The 18,170-nt window shown below is 69.1% G+C and carries 19 protein-coding genes; 8 read left to right on the forward strand and 11 right to left on the reverse strand.

Translation table 11 applies throughout. The features are described from left to right. Nucleotides 1-2: 2 nt before the first annotated feature. From IEZ21_RS26910 to IEZ21_RS26920, 3 genes are all read right to left on the reverse strand, one after another. Nucleotides 3-830, reverse strand: a complete 828-nt coding sequence (locus IEZ21_RS26910; RefSeq protein WP_189324469.1) for a pectate lyase — start codon at nt 828-830, stop codon at nt 3-5. A gap of 149 nt (nt 831-979) precedes the next feature. Further along, a complete protein-coding gene (locus IEZ21_RS26915) occupies nt 980-1,828 on the reverse strand; it encodes a hypothetical protein (protein WP_189324470.1) in 849 nt (282 codons plus the stop codon). Further along, the gene (locus IEZ21_RS26920) at nt 1,825-2,391 is read right to left on the reverse strand and encodes a SigE family RNA polymerase sigma factor (RefSeq protein ID WP_033317830.1); all 567 of its coding nucleotides are present in this window, start codon (nt 2,389-2,391) and stop codon (nt 1,825-1,827) included. Before IEZ21_RS26920 ends, IEZ21_RS26915 begins: the two co-directional genes overlap by 4 nt. A 277-nt stretch (nt 2,392-2,668) precedes the next feature. Between IEZ21_RS26920 and IEZ21_RS26925 the strand changes: the two genes are divergently transcribed. Continuing rightward, the gene (locus IEZ21_RS26925) at nt 2,669-4,117 is read left to right on the forward strand and encodes an NCS2 family permease (protein WP_189324471.1); all 1,449 of its coding nucleotides are present in this window, start codon (nt 2,669-2,671) and stop codon (nt 4,115-4,117) included. A gap of 150 nt (nt 4,118-4,267) precedes the next feature. On the opposite strand, the gene IEZ21_RS26930 is transcribed toward IEZ21_RS26925, so the two are convergent. From IEZ21_RS26930 to IEZ21_RS26940, 3 genes are all read right to left on the reverse strand, one after another. Beyond that, nucleotides 4,268-5,722 (reverse strand): peptidoglycan D,D-transpeptidase FtsI family protein, encoded by a 1,455-nt coding sequence (locus IEZ21_RS26930; RefSeq protein WP_189324472.1) that lies wholly within the window; start codon nt 5,720-5,722, stop codon nt 4,268-4,270. A 92-nt stretch (nt 5,723-5,814) separates the two neighbouring features. Then, a complete protein-coding gene (locus tag IEZ21_RS26935) occupies nt 5,815-6,288 on the reverse strand; it encodes a GNAT family N-acetyltransferase (protein WP_189324552.1) in 474 nt (157 codons plus the stop codon). A gap of 10 nt (nt 6,289-6,298) precedes the next feature. Continuing rightward, on the reverse strand, nt 6,299-7,072 hold the full coding sequence (locus tag IEZ21_RS26940) for an IclR family transcriptional regulator (protein WP_033317827.1): 774 nt from the start codon (nt 7,070-7,072) through the stop codon (nt 6,299-6,301). Between the two features lie 152 nt (nt 7,073-7,224). Between IEZ21_RS26940 and IEZ21_RS26945 the strand changes: the two genes are divergently transcribed. From IEZ21_RS26945 to thpD, 7 genes are all read left to right on the forward strand, one after another. Next, entirely contained in the window at nt 7,225-8,754 is a 1,530-nt protein-coding gene (locus tag IEZ21_RS26945; RefSeq protein WP_189324473.1) for an aldehyde dehydrogenase (NADP(+)), read from the forward strand. A 242-nt stretch (nt 8,755-8,996) separates the two neighbouring features. Further along, nucleotides 8,997-9,605: a DUF1349 domain-containing protein gene (locus tag IEZ21_RS26950; RefSeq protein WP_033317825.1), complete on the forward strand. Its 609-nt coding sequence runs from the start codon at nt 8,997-8,999 to the stop codon at nt 9,603-9,605. A gap of 61 nt (nt 9,606-9,666) precedes the next feature. Further along, on the forward strand, nt 9,667-10,221 hold the full coding sequence (locus IEZ21_RS26955; RefSeq protein WP_246568173.1) for a DinB family protein: 555 nt from the start codon (nt 9,667-9,669) through the stop codon (nt 10,219-10,221). Nucleotides 10,222-10,547: 326 nt separating this feature from the next. Further along, nucleotides 10,548-11,126 carry a diaminobutyrate acetyltransferase gene (ectA, locus tag IEZ21_RS26960; RefSeq protein ID WP_051744277.1) on the forward strand — a complete coding sequence of 193 codons (579 nt, stop codon included), beginning with the start codon at nt 10,548-10,550 and terminating at the stop codon, nt 11,124-11,126. 161 nt (nt 11,127-11,287) lie between these two features. After that, on the forward strand, nt 11,288-12,559 hold the full coding sequence (ectB, locus tag IEZ21_RS26965) for a diaminobutyrate--2-oxoglutarate transaminase (RefSeq protein WP_189324475.1): 1,272 nt from the start codon (nt 11,288-11,290) through the stop codon (nt 12,557-12,559). 39 nt (nt 12,560-12,598) lie between these two features. Next, the gene (locus IEZ21_RS26970) at nt 12,599-12,997 is read left to right on the forward strand and encodes an ectoine synthase (protein WP_033317823.1); all 399 of its coding nucleotides are present in this window, start codon (nt 12,599-12,601) and stop codon (nt 12,995-12,997) included. Nucleotides 12,998-13,002: 5 nt separating this feature from the next. After that, complete coding sequence (thpD, locus tag IEZ21_RS26975) at nt 13,003-13,890, forward strand: ectoine hydroxylase (RefSeq protein ID WP_189324476.1); 888 nt, start codon at nt 13,003-13,005, stop codon at nt 13,888-13,890. 71 nt (nt 13,891-13,961) lie between these two features. Here the strand turns inward: thpD and IEZ21_RS26980 are convergent, their stop codons facing one another. The 5 genes from IEZ21_RS26980 to IEZ21_RS27000 form a co-directional block, all read right to left on the reverse strand. Further along, complete coding sequence (locus tag IEZ21_RS26980; RefSeq protein WP_189324477.1) at nt 13,962-14,981, reverse strand: maleylpyruvate isomerase family mycothiol-dependent enzyme; 1,020 nt, start codon at nt 14,979-14,981, stop codon at nt 13,962-13,964. Nucleotides 14,982-15,021: 40 nt separating this feature from the next. Beyond that, entirely contained in the window at nt 15,022-15,627 is a 606-nt protein-coding gene (locus IEZ21_RS26985; RefSeq protein WP_106972266.1) for an RNA polymerase sigma factor, read from the reverse strand. Between the two features lie 54 nt (nt 15,628-15,681). Next, nucleotides 15,682-16,734 carry an aminotransferase class V-fold PLP-dependent enzyme gene (locus tag IEZ21_RS26990; RefSeq protein ID WP_189324478.1) on the reverse strand — a complete coding sequence of 351 codons (1,053 nt, stop codon included), beginning with the start codon at nt 16,732-16,734 and terminating at the stop codon, nt 15,682-15,684. Nucleotides 16,735-16,846: 112 nt separating this feature from the next. After that, nucleotides 16,847-17,563 (reverse strand): DsbA family oxidoreductase, encoded by a 717-nt coding sequence (locus IEZ21_RS26995; RefSeq protein WP_189324479.1) that lies wholly within the window; start codon nt 17,561-17,563, stop codon nt 16,847-16,849. Nucleotides 17,564-17,638: 75 nt separating this feature from the next. Continuing rightward, nucleotides 17,639-18,145, reverse strand: a complete 507-nt coding sequence (locus IEZ21_RS27000) for a GNAT family N-acetyltransferase (protein WP_189324480.1) — start codon at nt 18,143-18,145, stop codon at nt 17,639-17,641. Nucleotides 18,146-18,170 lie beyond the last annotated feature (25 nt).

An 18,170-nucleotide genomic window follows, 5' to 3' on the forward strand; every position in this document is an offset into this window, starting at 1 on the left:
GGCTACTTGTACGTGATGTCCGATGGCTTGTAGTTGCAGTGCGTGCCGTCGGCGTCCGAGCCCGCTTCCTGAGGCTCGTCACCGGAGTTGTTGCCCTTGTACTTCTGGCACGGCACGATCTTCTTGCCGCTGTCGCCGGTGATCGTGACCTTGCGCAGGGCCGCGGAGTCGCCGTAGTTGCTGTTGATGCCGACCAGACGCCCGCCGGGAGCGGTCACCTGAAGGCCGTTGAAGATAACGCTGCGCTTGTACTGCGTCGAGCAGTTGCCGCAGGAGCGGTAGAGGGTCTTGAAGTCCTCCACCACGAAGTTCGAGACGACGAGCTTGCCGCCGCCGTTGTGCTGGAGGACCTTGTCGGCGGCGTGCTTCGCGCCGCCGCCCTTGATGATGAAGGTGGCCGAGTTGCCGCCGCGGAAGGTGGCGGCGTCCTCGCCGACGTCCTCCCACCAGACGTTCTGCAGCGTGCAGGTGCCCTTGCAGTGGACGCCGTCGGCGCCGGGTTTGCCGATGACGACGTTCTTCAGCGTCGCGCCGTCCGCGAGCTCGAAGATCGGGTCTCCGCCCTCTTCCTGACCGTCACCGGCCAGATCGCCGCTGCCGTAGAAGCGCTTCATGCCGCCGTCCCGGACACCGCTCACCGAGATCGTCTTGGAGACCGGCTCGCTGCCGTTGGGGGCCGGCCACTGGGCGGCCGCGTTCGCCGACGACATTAAGGTGCTGGCGAAGACTGCCGCTCCGGTCAGGCCTAACGCGGACACGCCGCCGATCACGGCGTGCGTCCGGTTGAGCCTGCGGCGGTGGCGTGCGCGCTGCTGTGTTTCTGAACTCATGTCCCGTTCCTTGAGTGGGGGGGAGAGACCTTGCGTCTCTCTGGTTGCCACCCGGTAGGAAGGGGTTGCCGGTCCTCGGAACTTTTTTGCAGCGAGCGCTCGTTATGAGCTTTCCGAGCCGCCGGTCATGAGCCGTCGTCAGTCGCCGGTCATGAATCTTCGTCGTCGGAGTCCTGGCTCGCGAAGTCGCCCTGCACGCCCACCTGTTCGCCGTCGGCCGTCGCGGTCGCCGCGTAACGGTCGTCGCCGGCGTCACGGCCGCCGCGGTCATGGTCGTACTGCCCGGCGAACACGAACTCGCCGGCCGGGACCGTACGGCCCTCCTTGAGCGCCCATGTGTAGACGAGGAAGCCGTCCCGCTCGCCGACCGTCAGCTCGAAGTCGCCCTCGGGCAGCGAGCGCCAGGCGCCCGTCGAGTTGACCCCGCCGGTCTGCTTGATGCGCAACTGGACGGTCAGCGAGGTGAGTTGCTCCTCCGAACGCACCGTCACATTGCTCTGCGCCCAGAAGTCGTTGCTGTGCGGATCGACCGAGCCGTCCGACCACAGCGGGCCTTCCTCGGTGCCGACGTCCGGGGGTGGAGTGACGGCCGGGGGCGGCTCGGGCGGCTTGACCGGCGGTGACTCGGCCGCGGTCGGCTGCTCGGGACGCGGGGAACTCGTCGCGTCCGGCGAGATCTCGCCGCGGCTCGACTCCTCCGCCGACGGCTCTGGAGTCGGCGTGACCGCGACGGTCTGCTGGGTCTTGTCCTCCTCCTTCAGCGCGGACGCCGCCGCATAGCCGCCCACCGCGAGCACGCCCGCGACAGCGGCCGTGGCGCCGACGACCCGCGCCCAGCCGAGCACTTGGGGCCGCTGCGCAGGGCGCCGGGAGGTCTCGGTATCCGCCATGCCACGCTCGATGCGGGCCAGGATGCGCGCACGGTCGGGCTCATGAGCGCCGGCCGCCTCACGCAGCCGGGCGCGCACCTTGCCATGTGTGTCACGCCGCCCGGTCACGAGTTCCCCCCTCCGGTGCCACCGGTGCGCAGCACCGCCGCGTGCACGTGGCTCGGGCCGTCCGCACTGCCCAGCAACCGCTGCAACTCGGCCATCCCCTTCGACGTCTGGCTCTTCACCGTACCGACCGAGATGCCGAGGGCGAGCGCGGTGTCCTTCTCCGAGAGGTCGAAAGCGTGCCGTAGTACCACACATGCCCGCTTGCGGAACGGCAGACTGCGCAGCGCCCCCTGGACATCGACCACGGCCGGCACGTCCGGGTTCTCGCTGCTCTCCTCGCGCTGCGACCAGAACAGTGTGATGCGTCTGCGCTCGCGCACCGCGCTGCGGATCCGGCTGCGCGCCAGATTGGCGACCACTCCGCGCGCGTACGCCACCGGATGGTCCGCCGCCCGCACCCGGTCCCAGCGGTGCCACATGGCGAGCAGCGCGTCCGCCGCCAGATCGTCGGCGGCGTCCGACTCGCCGGTCAACAGATGGGCCAGCCGCGCCAGTTCGGCATAGTGCCGCTCGAAGAAGTCGTGAAACTCCACGGAGGCTGCGTCGTCGACGACCGTGCCCACGGGCGACCTCTCCCCTGCTGAATCCGGACAGTACGGTTGACCTGCGCGCGCCGTGCCTGCGTAGTGCGTATACGGACCCCGTGTGTCACCCGTGAAGGAATGGTGCCCCTGTGGGGTGAGATTCGAGAGAGTAGCAGGCGTCCGTACAGGGCTTCGAAGGTCGTGCGGTAGGCCGAACCCCATTCCGTAACACGGAGAAAACCCGAAAGCGGATCAACACCGGGAACAATCCAGCCAGCATCCGCACACCCAGCACGCAGTAACGAGGAGCATCCGCATGTCCGGAGCACAGAAGGTGACCGACCGGCCGAGTGCCGCACCACCCCCGGCGAACAGTGTCGACCGGTTCTTCAAGATCTCTGCCAGGGGATCCACCTTCGCCCGGGAGATCCGCGGCGGTTTCGCCACGTTCTTCACGATGGCGTACATCCTTGTCCTGAACCCCATCATCCTGGGCAGCGCCGAGGACAAGTTCGGGCAGCGGCTCGACAGCGTCCAACTGGTCACCGCCACCGCCCTGGTGGCCGCGGTGATGACCATCATCATGGGCGTCGGCGGCAATCTGCCGCTCGCCCTCGCCGCCGGGCTCGGCCTCAACGCCGTCGTCGCCTTCCAGATCGCCCCGCTGATGAGCTGGGCCGACGCGATGGGCCTGATCGTCCTCGAGGGCCTGCTGATCTGCGTGCTGGTGGTGACGGGCCTGCGCGAGGCCGTCATGCACGCGATACCCCAGCCCATGAAGCAGGCGATCAGCGTCGGCATAGGCCTGTTCATCGCGTTCATCGGCTTCGTCGACGCCGGGTTCGTGACCCGTATCCCGGACGTGGCGAACACCACGGTGCCCGTGCAGTTGGGCGCCACCGGCGCGCTGACCGGCTGGCCGATGCTCGTCTTCTGCCTCGGGGTGCTGCTGACCATCGGGCTGCTCGCCCGCAAGGTCAAGGGCGCGATCCTGATCAGCATCGTGGCCATGACGCTCCTGGCGATCGTCATCAACTCGGCGGCCGACATCAAGAGTTGGGGCCTGACCACGCCCTCCTGGCCGGACAAGGTGGTCGACACCCCCGACTTCGGGCTGATCGGCGACTTCAGCCTCTTCGGCGCCTTCGGTGAGGCCGGCGCGATCACCGTCGTCCTGCTGGTCTTCACGCTGATCCTGTCGGACTTCTTCGACACCATGGGCACGGTCGTCGGCGTCAGCGCCGAGGCCGGGCTGCTGGACGAGGAGGGCAAGGTCCCCAACCTCGGCCGCGTGCTGCTGATCGACGGTGCCGCCGCGGTCGCGGGCGGTGCGGCCTCCGCCTCGTCGTCGACCTCGTACATCGAGTCGGCGGCGGGCGTCGGCGAGGGCGCGCGCACGGGCTTCGCCAACCTGGTCACCGGCGGACTGTTCGCCCTGGCCCTGTTCATGACCCCGCTGCTGACCATCGTCCCGCTCCAGGCGGCGGCCCCGGCTCTCGTCGCGGTCGGCTTCCTGATGATGACTCAGGTCAAGTACATCGACTGGGACAAGTACGAGATAGCCATCCCCGCCTTCCTGACGATCGCCGTGATGCCGTTCACGTACTCGATCACCAACGGCATCGGGGCGGGTTTCGTCGCGTACGTCCTCATCAAGACCGTGCTCGGCAAGGCCCGCGAGGTCCACTGGCTGCTGTGGGGCGCGTCGGCACTGTTCCTGGTGTACTTCGCGATCGACCCGATCGAGCAGCTGCTGGGCGTGTAAGCCCAAGTCCGGTGCGTTACCGCGCCCCTAGAAGGAGGCCGCAGGCCTTCCTTCTAGGGGCGCGGGGCTGTATCGATATGCGGCTCCGCCGCGTGGGCGCGACCAGCCACGACGAACCCGCAGCTTCGAACTGCACCTCCAGCGGAGCGCCTAGCTCTGAAGCGCCGCTTCCATCATCGCCTTCGCCACCGGCGCGGCCAGCCCGTTACCGCTGACCTCCGAGCGAGCCGCATCCGACTGCTCGATGATCACAGCGACAGCGACCTCCTTGCCCGTGGAGTCGTCCTTCGCGTACGACGTGAACCAGGCATACGGCGTCTGGCTGTTGTTCTCGCCGTGCTGGGCCGTACCCGTCTTGCCGCCCACCGTCGCGCCGTCGATCTGCGCGTTCGTACCCGTGCCCTCGTCGACGACCGTCTGCATCGCCGACTGCAACTGCTCGGCCGTGGACGAGCTGACGATCTCCTTGGTGTCCGTGTTGTCGTCGTAGTTCTCCAGCGCATTGCCGCTCGCGTCGCTGATCTGCGACACCATGTGCGGCGAGACCAGCTCACCGCCATTGGCGATGGCCGCCGACACCATGGCCATCTGCAACGGCGTCGCCTGGACGTCGAACTGCCCGATGCCTGACAGCGCCGTCTGCGCCTTGTCCATGCCGGACGGATAGACGCTCTCGTACGCACGCACCGGAACGTCTTGCTCCCCGTCGTTGAAGCCGAACTTCTCCGCCATCTCCTTGACCTTGTCCTGGCCCAGGTCGACGGCCATCTTCCCGAAGACGTTGTTGCACGAGTACTGCAACGCGACCCGGATCGTGGCGTCCTCACAGGGCGCCGACGGGTTCTCGTTGCCCAGCACGCGGGTCGTGCCCGGCAGCGGGTACGGGTCCGGGCTGTCCGTCTTCTCGTCCACCGACGAGTACAGCCCGTCCTCCAGCGCGGCAGCCGCCACGACCAGCTTGAACGTCGAGCCCGGCGGCAGAGGCTGGCGCAGCGCCCGGTTCGTCATCGGCTTGTCCGGGTCCTTCGTCAGCTTTTCCCAGGCGGCGGAGTCGTCGGAGCCGCTGATCTCGGACGGGTCGTACGAAGGGGTCGACACGACACCGAGGATCTTGCCGTTCGTCGGGTCGATGGCGACGGCCGCACCCTTTGTGTCGCCCAGCGCGTCATATGCGGCCTTCTGCACATCCGAGTCGATCGTCGTGATCACGTCACCCGGATCGGCACGCTTGCCGGTGACCGCGTCCATCGGGTTCTTCAGCCGGTTGTCCGTGCCGTCGAGCAGGTCCTGGTAGACGCCCTCCAGCTGCGTCGCCCCGTACACCTGCGAGCTGTAGCCCGTGACCGCCGAATACAGCGCGCCGTCCTTGTACGTCCGCTGGTACTTGAGGTCGCCGCTGTCCGTCTCCGCGGACCCGGTGATCGCGTCGCCGGCCACGATGATGTTCCCGAGCGGGTACGCGTACTGCTCGATCACGTTCCGCCGGTTGTCCTTGTTCTCCGCGAGTGCCGTGCCGTCGTAGAACTGCACCCAGGTCGCCCTGACCAGCAGGGCGAGCACGAGCAGCAGCGTGAAGACGGAGGCCCGTCTGATCGTCGTGTTCATCGCGTTCTGAAAGACGAGCGGGATGCGGGGATTCGTTCCCGTAGGCCCGGGTTTCTCATCCGGGCTTCATGAACCGCGTGGGGGTGCGCGGCTCAGCCGTCCAGGATGAGGACCACCTCGTCGATCTCCGCCCCGCGCGCGTTCGCGTACCCCCTGGCATGCTCGGTCACGCGGAAGCCGCACTTCTCCAGGACACGGCGCGAACCCGCGTTGTCCGCGGCGGCGCGGGCGTACAGCGGGCGCTCGGGGACCTCGGCGAGCAGGGCCCGCAGGGCGCGCGTGGCGATACCGCGGCCCCAGTACGCGCGGTCGATCCAGTACGTCACCTCGCGCTCGCCCGGCTCGCCGTACACCGCCGCGCTGCCCACCACGTCGCCGTCGGCGAGGACCGTGCGATTGACCACGTCGGAGGAAGCGCGGATCCGCTTCCAGTGGGCGTCGAAGGCGTCCCAATCGGCCGGATCCCTGACCGTGAACGCGGCCATCAGGGCGGCCTCGGGATCGTTGATCTGCCGGAAGAACACCGGCAGATCACTGTCGTGGACCTCGCGCAGGGCCACATCCAGGCCAGACATGTCAAAGCCTCCGGGTGGCGAGCGTCAGCCGGTCGCGGGCGTCGAACAGGGCGTCCTTCACCATCTGCTCGTGCGCGGGTGTCAGCCGCGCCACGGGTACGGAGCAGCTGATGGCGTCACGCGCGGGCGTACGGTACGGAATCGCGACGCCGAAGCAGCGCAGTCCCAGCGTGTTCTCCTCGCGGTCCACCGCGAAACCCTGCTCCCGCACCTGGTGCAGCTCCTCGATGAGCTTCTCCCGGTCGGTGATCGTGTGCTCGGTCAGCGCGGGGAGGGTCTCCGGCAGCAGCTTGCGTACCTGCTCGTCCGTGTGCGTGGCCAGCAGCGCCTTGCCGAGCGAGGTGGAGTGGGCGGGCAGCCGGCGGCCCACGCGCGTGAAGGGGCGGAGGTAGTGCTGGGACTGGCGGGTCGCGAGATACACCACATTCGTGCCGTCCAGCCGCGCCAGGTGGATCGTCTCCGTAGTGTCGTCCGAGAGCCGGTCCAGGGTCGGTCTGGCCACGGCCACCACCTCGTCGCCGTCGATGTACGACGTACCGACGAGGAGGGCGCGCACCCCGATGCCGTACCGCGTGCCCGTCGCGTCCGTCTCGACCCAGCCGAGCTCGACGAGCGTACGAAGCAACATGTACAAACTGGACTTGGGGTAACCTACGGCCTCCTGAACGGCGGCCAGGGAATGCATTCCTGGTCGGCCGGCGAAGAACTCCAGTAGTTCCACAGTCCGCACCGCGGACTTGACCTGCGCCCCGCCGCCTGTCTCGCCTGCCGACATCGCCCTTGACCCCTTCGTTCGACGGGAAATAGTCTCCGAGACATATTCACCATCAGAGACAGTGTTCAACATATCGAACGCCCTGGTGAGTGACACAAGAACTGCGGCATCACATAAGAACTGCGGCATCACATCTTCTGGAGGAACCCCCGGTGGCAGCAGCACCAGTCTGGAGTGTCGACCCCCGAACCGGGAAGCAGCGTGAACAGGTTGCGGTGGAAGCCACAGCCCAGGAGGTGGACACGGCGGTCCGCGCGGCTCATGCCGCCCGGGGAGCCCTTGCCGACCGCACGGTCCGCTCGGCCTTCCTTCGCAGCGCCGCGGAACTGCTCGAAGGCGCCAAGGACCACCTCGTGGAGGCCGCGGACGCGGAGACCGCGCTCGGCCCGGTCCGGCTCACCGGTGAACTCGCCCGTACCTGCTACCAGTTGCGGGCCTTCGCGGACATCGTCGACGAGGGCGCGTTCCTCGACGTCGTGATCAACCACCCCGACGACACCGCGACGCCGCCGATCCCGGACCTGCGCCGCTACAAGGTGCCGCTGGGTGTCGTCGCCGTCTACTCGGCCTCGAACTTCCCCTTCGCCTTCTCGGTCGCGGGCGGCGACACCGCGAGCGCGCTCGCCGCGGGCTGCCCGGTCGTCGTCAAGGCGCACCCCGACCACCCGGGGCTGTCCGAGCTGGTCGCGGCGACGCTGCGGCGGGCCGCCGAGCAGCACGACATCCCCAAGGGGGTCGTCGGGCTCGTGCACGGCTTCGAGGCAGGCGTCGAGCTGGTCAAGCATCCGCTGGTGTCGGCGGCCGGTTTCACCGGTTCCGTACGGGGCGGTCGTGCCCTCTTCGACGCGGCTGCCGCCCGGCCCGTGCCGATCCCGTTCCACGGCGAGCTGGGTTCGCTGAACCCCGTCGTCATCACCGAGGCCGCCGCCGCCGAGCGCGCCGAGGCGATCGGTACGGGGCTCGCGGGCTCCATGACGCTGGGTGTCGGCCAGTTCTGCGTGAAGCCGGGGCTCGTTCTCGCGCCGACGGGCGCGGCGGGTGACCGACTGCTGAAGTCCCTCACCGACGCGGTCAGCAACACCGACGCGGGTGTGCTGCTGGACCACCGGATGCGCGACAACTTCGTCGCCGGGGTGGCCGAGCGGGCCGAACTCCCGGACGTGGACGCTCCGGTGACGCCGGGCGCGGGCAGCGAGCACACCGTGAGCCCCGGGTTCCTGACCGTGCCGGCGGGCAGGCTCGCCGCCGAGGGGGAGCACGATCTGCTCCTGGAGGAGTGCTTCGGGCCGATCACCGTTGTCGCTCGGTACGAGGACGACTCCGAGGCAGGCGCCGTCCTCTCCCGGCTGCCCGGCAACCTCACCGCGACCGTGCATCTCTCTGCCGAGGAAGCGGCGGGGGAGGGGCGTGGAGCGGAGCTCCTTGCCGAGCTGACGCCGCTTGCGGGGCGCGTGCTCGTCAACGGCTGGCCCACCGGTGTCGCTGTGGCTCCGGCCCAGCATCACGGGGGCCCGTACCCCGCGACGACGTCGACGTCCACGTCTGTGGGGGGTACGGCTATTGAGCGGTGGCTGCGGCCGGTTGCGTATCAGAACGCGCCTGAGGCGCTGCTGCCCGCCGAGTTGCGCGATGAGAATCCGCTGGGGCTGCCGCGGCGCTTCAACGGGCGGCTTGAGCGGTAGCGCTCCGCTGGGGGGCGGGGGATGCGGGTAGCGCCGTAGGGGTGCGGTTCGCTGCGGGCTGCGGGCCGGTTGTGGCTGGTCGCTCCCCCACTCTCGAATTCGCTCGAGCGGGGGGACCCCCATCGCGGCGGAGCCGCATATCGACACAGTCCCGCGCCCCTGAAGGGCGCTCTCGTGGCCGCATGCTCTGACAGTGCCGCGCCCCTTTCGGGGCGCGGTGGGGGACCTGGGAGACTCACCGCATGGATCTCGAAATACCCGAACTTCCCTTCTCACTCCGTAGTTACGGCCCCGACGGGCACTGGTCGTACGAGGACGGGGTGCTCACCGGATGGGCGGGGGCGCGGCAGGACCGGTTTGTGCCGCCCACTGATGAGGCGCTGGACCCCGCGGCCGACGCGCCTCGGCTGCTCGGGGCGCCGGAGGGGGACTTCCAGCTGATCGCCCGCGTCACCGTCGGCTTCGCCGGGGCCTTCGACGCGGGCGTGCTGTACGTACACGTCGCCGAGCGGGAGTGGGCCAAGCTCTGCCTGGAGAACTCGCCGGATGTGCCGACCGTGTGCACGGTAGTCACCCGTGGCCACTCCGACGACGCCAACTCCTTCACCGTGGAGGGAAGCTCGGTCTGGCTGCGGATCAGCCGCACGGGCCGTGCCTTCGCCTTCCACGCCTCCAAGGACGGCAAGCGCTGGACCTTCGTGCGCCTGTTCACCCTGGCCGACGAGAAGGCCTCCGGAGCGGCCCTCGTCGGGTTTATGACGCAGTCGCCGATGGGGGAGGGGTGCGTGGTCACGTACGACGGCATCGAGTTCCTCCCGGACTGGCCGGCGGACCTGCGCGACGGCAGCTGATTCCTGACGGCGGAATTTCGCCTCTCCCGCATCGCCGGGCCCCCGTGCCATGCTGCCCGGCATGGCCACCGACACACACCGGACCCAGACCCAGACCCTGCCCGACGGCCGCCCCGTCCCGATCATGACCGGGCCGGAGCGGCCCATGCTGGAGAGCTGGCTCGCCTTTCACCGCGCCACGCTTGAGCTGAAGTGCGCGGGACTGGACGACGAGCAGCTGCGGATGGCCTCCGCCGAGCCGTCGGAGCTGACCCTGCTCGGGCTGGTCCAGCATCTCGCCGAGGTCGAACGGAACTGGTTCCAGCGGGTGTTCGCCGGGCTCGACGTGCCGACCGTGTACGGGGGCGAGGTCGGGGACATGGACGGCGGCACCGCCCTCGACCCGGAGCGCGGGCTCGACGAGGCGCTGGCGAACTGGCGGCGGGAGATCGCCCGGGGGCAGGAGCTGTGTGCGGGGCGGTCGCTGGACGACACCGGACGGATCGCCGGCGGCCCGATGGCCGGGCTTGAGGTCAGCCTGCGCTGGATCCTCATCCACATGATCGAGGAGTACGCCCGTCACAACGGCCACGCGGACATTGTGAGGGAGCGTATCGACGGGGTCACCGGCGCGTAATTGAAGAATTCATTCCGCCTTTATGTCGCCGTCCACCCGGTGCTTGTTCGAGTGCAGCTTCCCGTCTTCTTCTGCCCGCTTTTTCCGAGGCTAAACGCTAAGATTCCGTGAACGCCAACCTCGTAATTCGGGCAGGTCTCGTGACGGTTACGTATCTGTGACGCAATGCACAAGGTGCCCGCTTCCTCCCGTATTTTCCGGACAAACAGGTTGCTTCTGCCGCCTCGACGCGCGGCATCCGCGCACGCGCGATAACATAGGAACGGCGCTCATGTAACCCCATCCGGCGATGCGATTTCAGCTTTCTCTCGGTAAATTTAATCCGCATGACCGCCGCACAAGCAGACCTGCAAGCGGAATTCCTGGAAATGCCGGAGGGGCTGCGGATCGACCGTCCGGAGGTGGTGGACGGGGCCGCGCTCTGGCGCATCGCCAAGGACTCCAGAACCCTCGACCTGAACTCCTCGTACAGCTACCTGCTGTGGTGCCGTGACTTCGCCGGCACCTCGGTGGTGGCGCGCGACAAGGAGGGGATGCCGGTCGGTTTCATCACCGGGTACGTCCGGCCCGACCAGCCGGGCACCCTGCTCGTCTGGCAGGTGGCCGTCGACGCCGCGTACCGCGGGCGCGGCCTCGCCGCCGCCCTGCTGGACGGACTCACAGCACGAGTAGCCCACGACCACGGCCTCGAAACCGTCGAGACCACGATCACCCCGGGCAACGCGGCCTCCGAGCGCCTGTTCACCTCGTACGCCGCACGCCACGGAGCGAACGTCGAGCGTGAAGTGCTGTTCGCCGCAGGGCAGTTCCCGGACGGCTCGCACGATCCCGAGGTGCTGTACCGCATAGGACCGCTGAACCTCCGACCGGCTGACCGGGCGCTCAGAGCCGACCAGGCCGACTGAGCGACCGGCCGACCAGCCGGCCTACGGACCGAACCGACCGACCACGGCCGATCCGACCAGCAGATTCAGCACATCCAGCAGATCCATCAGACAGATCCGAACGACCGGGCCTGACCACCCGGTTCACCCCCAGGACTTCATCTCCCAGGAGGAGATTCGCTGTGACCATCACCCAGCCCGATCTGAGCGTCTTCCAGACCCTGGAGTCGGAGGTGCGCAGCTACTGCCGCGGCTGGCCCACCATCTTCGACCGCGCGCAGGGCAGCCGCATGTACGACGAGGACGGCCACGAGTACCTGGACTTCTTCGCCGGTGCCGGGTCACTCAACTACGGCCACAACAACCCCGTACTCAAACGCGCCCTCATCGACTACCTGGAGCGCGACGGCGTCACCCACGGTCTCGACATGTCGACGACCGCCAAACGCGCCTTCCTCGAGTCGTTCCAGAACATCGTGCTGCGCCCGCGCGACCTGCCGTACAAGGTCATGTTCCCGGGCCCGACGGGCACCAACGCCGTCGAGTCGGCGCTGAAACTGGCGCGAAAAGTGAAGGGCCGGGAAGCGATCGTGTCGTTCACGAACGCCTTCCACGGGATGTCGCTCGGCTCGCTCGCCGTGACCGGCAACGCCTTCAAGCGCGCCGGAGCGGGCATCCCGCTCGTGCACGGCACGCCCATGCCGTTCGACAACTACTTCGACGGCCAGGTCCCGGACTTCCTCTGGTTCGAGCGACTTCTCGAGGACCAGGGCTCCGGCCTCAACCAGCCCGCCGCGGTGATCGTCGAGACCGTGCAGGGCGAGGGCGGCATCAACGTCGCGCGTCCCGAGTGGCTGCAGGCCCTGGCCGAGCTGTGCGAGCGTCAGGACATGCTGCTCATCGTCGACGACATCCAGATGGGCTGCGGCCGCACCGGCGCGTTCTTCTCCTTCGAGGAGGCGGGCATCACGCCGGACATCGTGACCGTCTCCAAGTCCATCAGCGGCTACGGACTGCCCATGGCGCTGACCCTGTTCAAGCCCGAGCTGGACATCTGGGAGCCGGGCGAGCACAACGGCACGTTCCGCGGCAACAACCCCGCTTTCGTGACGGCCGCGGCAGCCCTTGAGACGTACTGGTCCGACGGGCCGGCCATGGAGAAGCAGACCAGGGCCCGCGGCGAGCAGATTGAGCAGTCGCTGATCGCCCTCTGCGAGGAGAACCTCGCCGACATCAAGGAGTACCGCGGCCGCGGCCTGGTCTGGGGCATCGAGTTCCACGACAAGGAGCGCGCGGGACGCATCGCCAAGCGGGCCTTCGAACTCGGCCTGCTCATCGAGACGTCGGGCCCGGAGAGCGAGGTCGTCAAGCTCCTCCCGGCGCTCACCATCACGCCCGACGAGCTGGACGAGGGTCTGCGCACCCTCGCCCGCGCCGTACGAGAGACGGCGTAACCGCAACCGCCCGCAGCCTGAAGGAGGCACTGCACCACCGTGATTGTCCGTTCGTTCAAGGACCTCGAAGGCACCGACCGGCACGTCAAGTCCGCGTCGGGCACCTGGGAGAGCAAACGCATCGTCCTCGCCAAGGAGAAGGTCGGCTTCTCCCTGCACGAGACGATCCTGTACGCCGGTACGGAGACGTCGATGTGGTACGCCAACCACATCGAGGCCGTCGTCTGCGTGGAGGGCGAGGCCGAGCTCACCAACGACGAGACCGGGGAGAAGTTCACCATCACCCCCGGCACCATGTACCTCCTCGACGGCCACGAGAAGCACACGATGAAGATCAAGGAGGACTTCCGCTGCCTCTGCGTCTTCAATCCGCCGGTGACCGGACGGGAGGACCATGACGAGAACGGCGTTTATCCCCTGCTGACCGAGGAGGTCTGAGAACCATGACCACGCTCACCGACCTGTATCCGAGCCGCGGCGTCACCGAGACGGCCGTACCCCGCCAGGACCCCGTGGTGTGGAGCGAGCCGGGCACGCCAGGACCGATCGCGGCGGCCGAGCTCCAGTCGTACGAGCGCGATGGCTTCCTCGCCATCGAGCAGCTCATCGGCGACGAGGAAGTGGCCGTCTACCGGGGCGAGTTGGAACGCCTGGTGAGCGACCCGGCGATCCGCGCCGACGAGCGCTCGATCGTCGAGCCGAAGTCGCAGGAGATCCGTTCGGTCTTCGAGGTCCACAAGATCAGTGAGATCTTCGCGCGACTCGTGCGCGACGAGCGGGTCGTGGGCCGTGCCCGGCAGATCCTCGGCTCGGACGTGTACGTCCACCAGTCGCGGATCAACGTCAAGCCCGGCTTCGGAGCGAGCGGCTTCTACTGGCACTCGGACTTCGAGACCTGGCACGCCGAGGACGGCCTGCCGAACATGCGCACCGTGTCCGTCTCGATCGCACTGACCGAGAACTACGACACCAACGGCGGCCTCATGATCATGCCGGGGTCGCACAAGACGTTCCTCGCCTGTGCGGGTGCCACGCCGAAGGACAACTACAAGAAGTCGCTGCAGATGCAGGACGCGGGCACGCCCTCCGACGAGGCGCTCACCAAGTTCGCCCAGGCGCACGGCATCAAGCTCTTCACGGGGCGGGCCGGCTCGGCGACCTGGTTCGACTGCAACTGCATGCACGGTTCGGGGGACAACATCACCCCGTTCCCGCGGTCGAACGTCTTCATCGTGTTCAACAGCGTGGAGAACGAGGCGGTGGAGCCGTTCGCGGCACCGGTCCGCCGGCCCGAGTTCATCGGGGCTCGGGACTTCACGCCGGTCAAGTGACCGTCGGGATGGTGAAGTGACGTACGGCTGATGGGGCGGCACCCTTGCTGAGGGTGCCGCCCCTCGTGCGTCTACAGCCAGGACAGAGAGGCGGCCCGCTCCAGTACGTTCCGTACGGCCCCCTCGTCGCCCGTTGCGCCCCTCGGGACCTCCTCGGGTGCGTACCGTCCGCCGACGAGCAGGCAGAAGTCGACGGGTTCCAGGACGAGTTCGGCTCGCACGGGTTCGTCCTCGGAGCCGAGCACCCACTGGGCGTCGCTCTCGCCGCCGGCCACCGCGAACAGCACCGGGGGCGCCGCGGTCCCCAGCGCCATGCCGAGGATGCGGACGGCGAGCCGGACCAGCCGCCAGAGGTGCTCCTCGGGCGGCGGCGGTACGGCGAGGCCCAGCGCACGGCCGATGTCGTCCGTGTGGATCCACGCCTCGAAGGCCCGCACGAGGAAGTGATCGGCGACGGGCAGCCGGATCCCCATCAACGTCGTGGCGAGCGCGGCGCGTTCAAGATCCCGGGCCTCGGGCGTGGCCAGCAGCGCGGCTGCCTGAGCGGCCCACGCGGTCACCGTCTCCTCGGGGCCGCGCTGCCGCTCGTACGCGATCACATCGGCGGTACGCGCGCTCCAGGCCTCCTCCCAGCTCGTCCCCTCCGGGACCGGCGAGGCGGGCACGCGCGCGTCGAGACCAAGGCGCAGCGCCAACGGCTCGTCGGCGGCGAGGAGATGCGCGAGTGTCGCGTGCGCGTCCCAGTCGTGCACGACCGGTGTGCTCCAGCGGCCGTCCAACTCCCGCACCAGCGCCTGGAGTCCGGCGACGGTGGCGGCGTACGGGGCGGCGTGCGCGGCGACCTGCGGCACGGCGGGCCGGGCGCGCAGCGCGAGGGCGAGTACGCCCTCCGACTCTCCCGAACCGTTGCTCATGGCCGTTCCCCGCGGCCCGTCCAGCAGCCGTACCGTCTCCCGCAGCCGCTCCGCCTCGGCCGCGCAGCTCTCGCATTCGGCGAGATGCCGCGGCACCGCCTTCTCCTCCTCCGGCCGCAACGCGCCGAAGGCCCAGGCCCCCAGCAGCTCACGTACCCCGTCGTGATCAGTGGTCACCGCGCACCTCCCTTCCCGGCTTCCCGGCCGCTTCCATCCATCATGCGCCTCTTTCCAAGGCCGGATCCGGTGGGTCCGCCATGGACTCGGCCAGCTTGCGCAATGCGGAGCGCAGCCGGGTCTTGGCGGTGCCTTCCGGTATGCCGAGTTCGACGGCGGCCTGGCGGTAGGTGCGGCCCGCGAAATACGCGAGGTGCACCACCTCCCGCTGGTGCTGCGGGAGTTCGGCGAGCGCGGAGTGCAGCAGAAGCGAGCGCTCGCGGTCGACGACCGTCTCGTCCGGGCCGGGTCCCGTGTCGGGGATCGCCTGCAGAGCCGAGTCGTCGGCGCCGGCGGCCTTGCGGTGCCGGGCCTCGCTGCGCACCCAGTCCACGGCTCGCCGGTGCGCCAGCACGGACAGCCAGGTACGCAGCGAGCCTCGGCGCGCGTCGAACCCGTACGGCCTGCTCCACAGCTGGGCGAAGACCTCCTGTGCCACATCCTCGGCGGCGGCCGGGCTGCGCGTCACCCGGACCGCCACCCCCCGGACGAGCCCGCTGTACGCGGCGTACGCCTCGGTCAGCGCGGACTCGTCGCCGTACACCAGCCGCCGCTGCAACTCCGCGTCGGCGGCCGGTTCGACGGACGACGTCCCCGTGGTCTCCAACGGCTCCACCCCCTGGTGCCTTCCTAGCGTCCCCGGCGGGCCCACGCCAGTGGTTCAGGCGGACAGGACATCCAGCAGGCGGTCGACGTCGGCGGGCGTGTTGTAGAGGTGGAAGGAGGCACGCAGGTTGCCCGCGCGGTTGGAGACCTGGATCCCGGCCTTGCCCAGCTCGGGCTGGAGGTGGCCGAGGCCGGGCACGGACACGATCGCCGAGCCCGGCGCGGGCAGGGCTTCGTGGCCGAGACCGGTGAGGCCCGCCCGGAAGCGGTCGGCGAGGGCGAGGTCGTGGGCGTGTACGGCGTCGACGCCGAGTTCCTCGATGAGTTCGAGGGAGCGGCGCAGTCCGGCGTAGCTGAAGAGAGCGGGGGGCAGATCGAACCGCCGGGCGGAGTGGGCGAGTTCGGCCACGGGGCCGTAGCAGCTGTCCCACGGGTGCTCCCCGGCGACCCAGCCGGCCAGGATCGGCGTGAGCCCGCCGAAGTCCTCCGGCACGACGAGGAAACCAGCTCCGTGCGGGCCGAGCAGCCACTTGTAGCAGACGGAGGAGGTGTAGTCGTCCGCCCCAGCCTCCATCGGCAGCCAGCCGGCCGCCTGCGAGAAGTCGACGTACGTACGGGCCCCGTGCTCCCTGGCCGCCTCGCGCAGCGCGGCCAGGTCGGCGATCCGGCCGTCGGCGGACTGCGCGGCGCTGACCGCGACGAGTGCGGTGCCGGGCCGGACGGACTCGGCGATCCGCTCCAGGGGCACGGCCCGCACCTTGAGGTCCGTGCGGACGTGGAAGGGGTTCACGACGGAGGCGAAGTCGTCCTCGGCGGTGAGGACTTCGGCGCCCGCGGGCAGCGAGGCGGCGACAAGCCCGGTGTAGGCGCTGACCGAGGACCCGGCCGCCACCCGGCCTACCGGGACTCCGGCCAGCCGGGCGAAGGAGGCCCGGGCGGCCTCCACATCGGCGAACAGCGAGTCCAGCGGACTGCCGTCGGCCCGGAGCGCCGCGGCCTCCTGCAGGGCGGCGACGGTACGGGCGGGCAGCAGCCCGCTGCTCGCGGTGTTCAGAAAGGTGTTCTTCGGGGCGAACTCGGTACGGACGAGGCTCTCGAAGGTCTCCATGGGACCACTGTGAGCCCTCGCCGTCCCCTGGTCCATTGCGATTATTTACGTGATCCCGCTAAGGAACGCTTATACGTCGCCCCTGACCTGCGCGTTTTCTGTGGGCGCTCTCTCAGTGCCGCGGCACCGCGCATCCGTCGGGACCGCAGGCGTCCGCGTCGCCGTCCTGGATCAGCTTCAGCGGCGAGCGGTTGCCCCACGCCTGCTGCAGCGCCTGCCCGAAGGCCTCGACGGGCTGGGCGCCCGAGACGCCGTACTTGCGGTCGAGGACGAAGAAGGGGACGCCGTTCGCACCGAGCTCGGCGGCCTCGCGTTCGTCGGCCCGGACCTCATCGGCGTACGCGTCCGGGTCGGCGAGCACCTTGCGGGCGGCGTCCGCGTCGAGACCGGCCTCGACGGCCAGCTCGATCAGATACGCGTCGGCGTCGATGTAGAGGGACCGTTCCTCGACGAAGTTCGCCCGGTACAGGATCTGGAGCAGCTCGCTCTGCCGTCCCTGCTCCTTGGCGAAGTGCAGCAGCCGGTGCATGTCGAAGGTGCTGCCGTGGTCGCGGCCCTCGGTGCGGTACTCCAGCCCCTCGGCGGCGGCCAGCGAGCCCAGGTTCTCCTCGCCCGCCCGGGCCTGCGCCTCGCTCATCCCGTACTTCTTGGTGAGCATCTTCAGAACGGACTCGTTGTCACCCTTGGCCCGCTTCGGGTCGAGCTCGAAGGAACGATGCACCACCTCGATCTCGTCCCGGTGCGGGAAGGCGTCAAGTGCCTTCTCGAAGCGGGCCTTGCCCACATAGCACCAGGGGCAGGCGATATCGCTCCAGATCTCGACGCGCATGTCTTCGGCTCTCCAGGTCGCACGGGTACGCGAAGGCTCCCTCCGCTGGGTGCGTGAACATTCAACCGGCTCAGGTCATTCCCCGTTCACCGCGTAGGTCAGCGACAGGTGGTGGTCGCCTTCGCGGGGCGGCTGCTCCGGATCGGGGACCCAGCCCTGGCGGGCGTAGAAGGCCTGAGCGCGCTGGTTGTCGACGTACACCTCGAGAGTCGCCGTCCGTTTGCCGTCGGCCCGCCACTGCTCGACGCAGGCCGCGTGCAGCTCGGCGCCGATACCGGAGCGCCAGTGGCCGGGGTCGACATGGAACTGGAACAGCTTGACCGAGTCGGCCGGGGCGCCTTCGGCGGTGCGGAAGGAGGCGATGCCCACCAGACGGGTGGCGCGTAACGCACACAGCACGTGGCCGTCGGGACGCTCGATGGCGTCGCGCCAGACGGCGGGCCAGTCGGTGCCGTCGTCCGGCAGGCCGTCGGGGTAGTAGGTGGCGCGGGCTCGCCTGTGCAGTTCGGCCACGTCCGCGGCCTCGGCGGGCAGAGCGGTCCTGATCAGCAGGGTTTCGACGGTTCGGTGCGTTCTGGTCATGCCGCGGAGGACGTGGCGGACGTGG

The organism is Streptomyces flaveus (assembly GCF_014647675.1).
Lineage (GTDB): Bacteria > Actinomycetota > Actinomycetes > Streptomycetales > Streptomycetaceae > Streptomyces > Streptomyces flaveus.

Bases quoted from the DNA above. Each gene is read 5' to 3' on its own strand.
- IEZ21_RS26910 (WP_189324469.1), bottom strand. From the start codon at position 830: ATGAGTTCAGAAACACAGCAGCGCGCACGCCACCGCCGCAGGCTCAAC.
- IEZ21_RS26925 (WP_189324471.1), top strand. From the start codon at position 2,669: ATGTCCGGAGCACAGAAGGTGACCGACCGGCCGAGTGCCGCACCACCC.
- IEZ21_RS26930 (WP_189324472.1), bottom strand. From the start codon at position 5,722: ATGAACACGACGATCAGACGGGCCTCCGTCTTCACGCTGCTGCTCGTG.
- IEZ21_RS26940 (WP_033317827.1), bottom strand. From the start codon at position 7,072: ATGTCGGCAGGCGAGACAGGCGGCGGGGCGCAGGTCAAGTCCGCGGTG.
- IEZ21_RS26950 (WP_033317825.1), top strand. From the start codon at position 8,997: ATGGATCTCGAAATACCCGAACTTCCCTTCTCACTCCGTAGTTACGGC.
- IEZ21_RS26955 (WP_246568173.1), top strand. From the start codon at position 9,667: ATGGCCACCGACACACACCGGACCCAGACCCAGACCCTGCCCGACGGC.
- ectA (WP_051744277.1), top strand. From the start codon at position 10,548: ATGACCGCCGCACAAGCAGACCTGCAAGCGGAATTCCTGGAAATGCCG.
- thpD (WP_189324476.1), top strand. From the start codon at position 13,003: ATGACCACGCTCACCGACCTGTATCCGAGCCGCGGCGTCACCGAGACG.
- IEZ21_RS26990 (WP_189324478.1), bottom strand. From the start codon at position 16,734: ATGGAGACCTTCGAGAGCCTCGTCCGTACCGAGTTCGCCCCGAAGAAC.
- IEZ21_RS26995 (WP_189324479.1), bottom strand. From the start codon at position 17,563: ATGCGCGTCGAGATCTGGAGCGATATCGCCTGCCCCTGGTGCTATGTG.
- IEZ21_RS27000 (WP_189324480.1), bottom strand. From the start codon at position 18,145: ATGACCAGAACGCACCGAACCGTCGAAACCCTGCTGATCAGGACCGCT.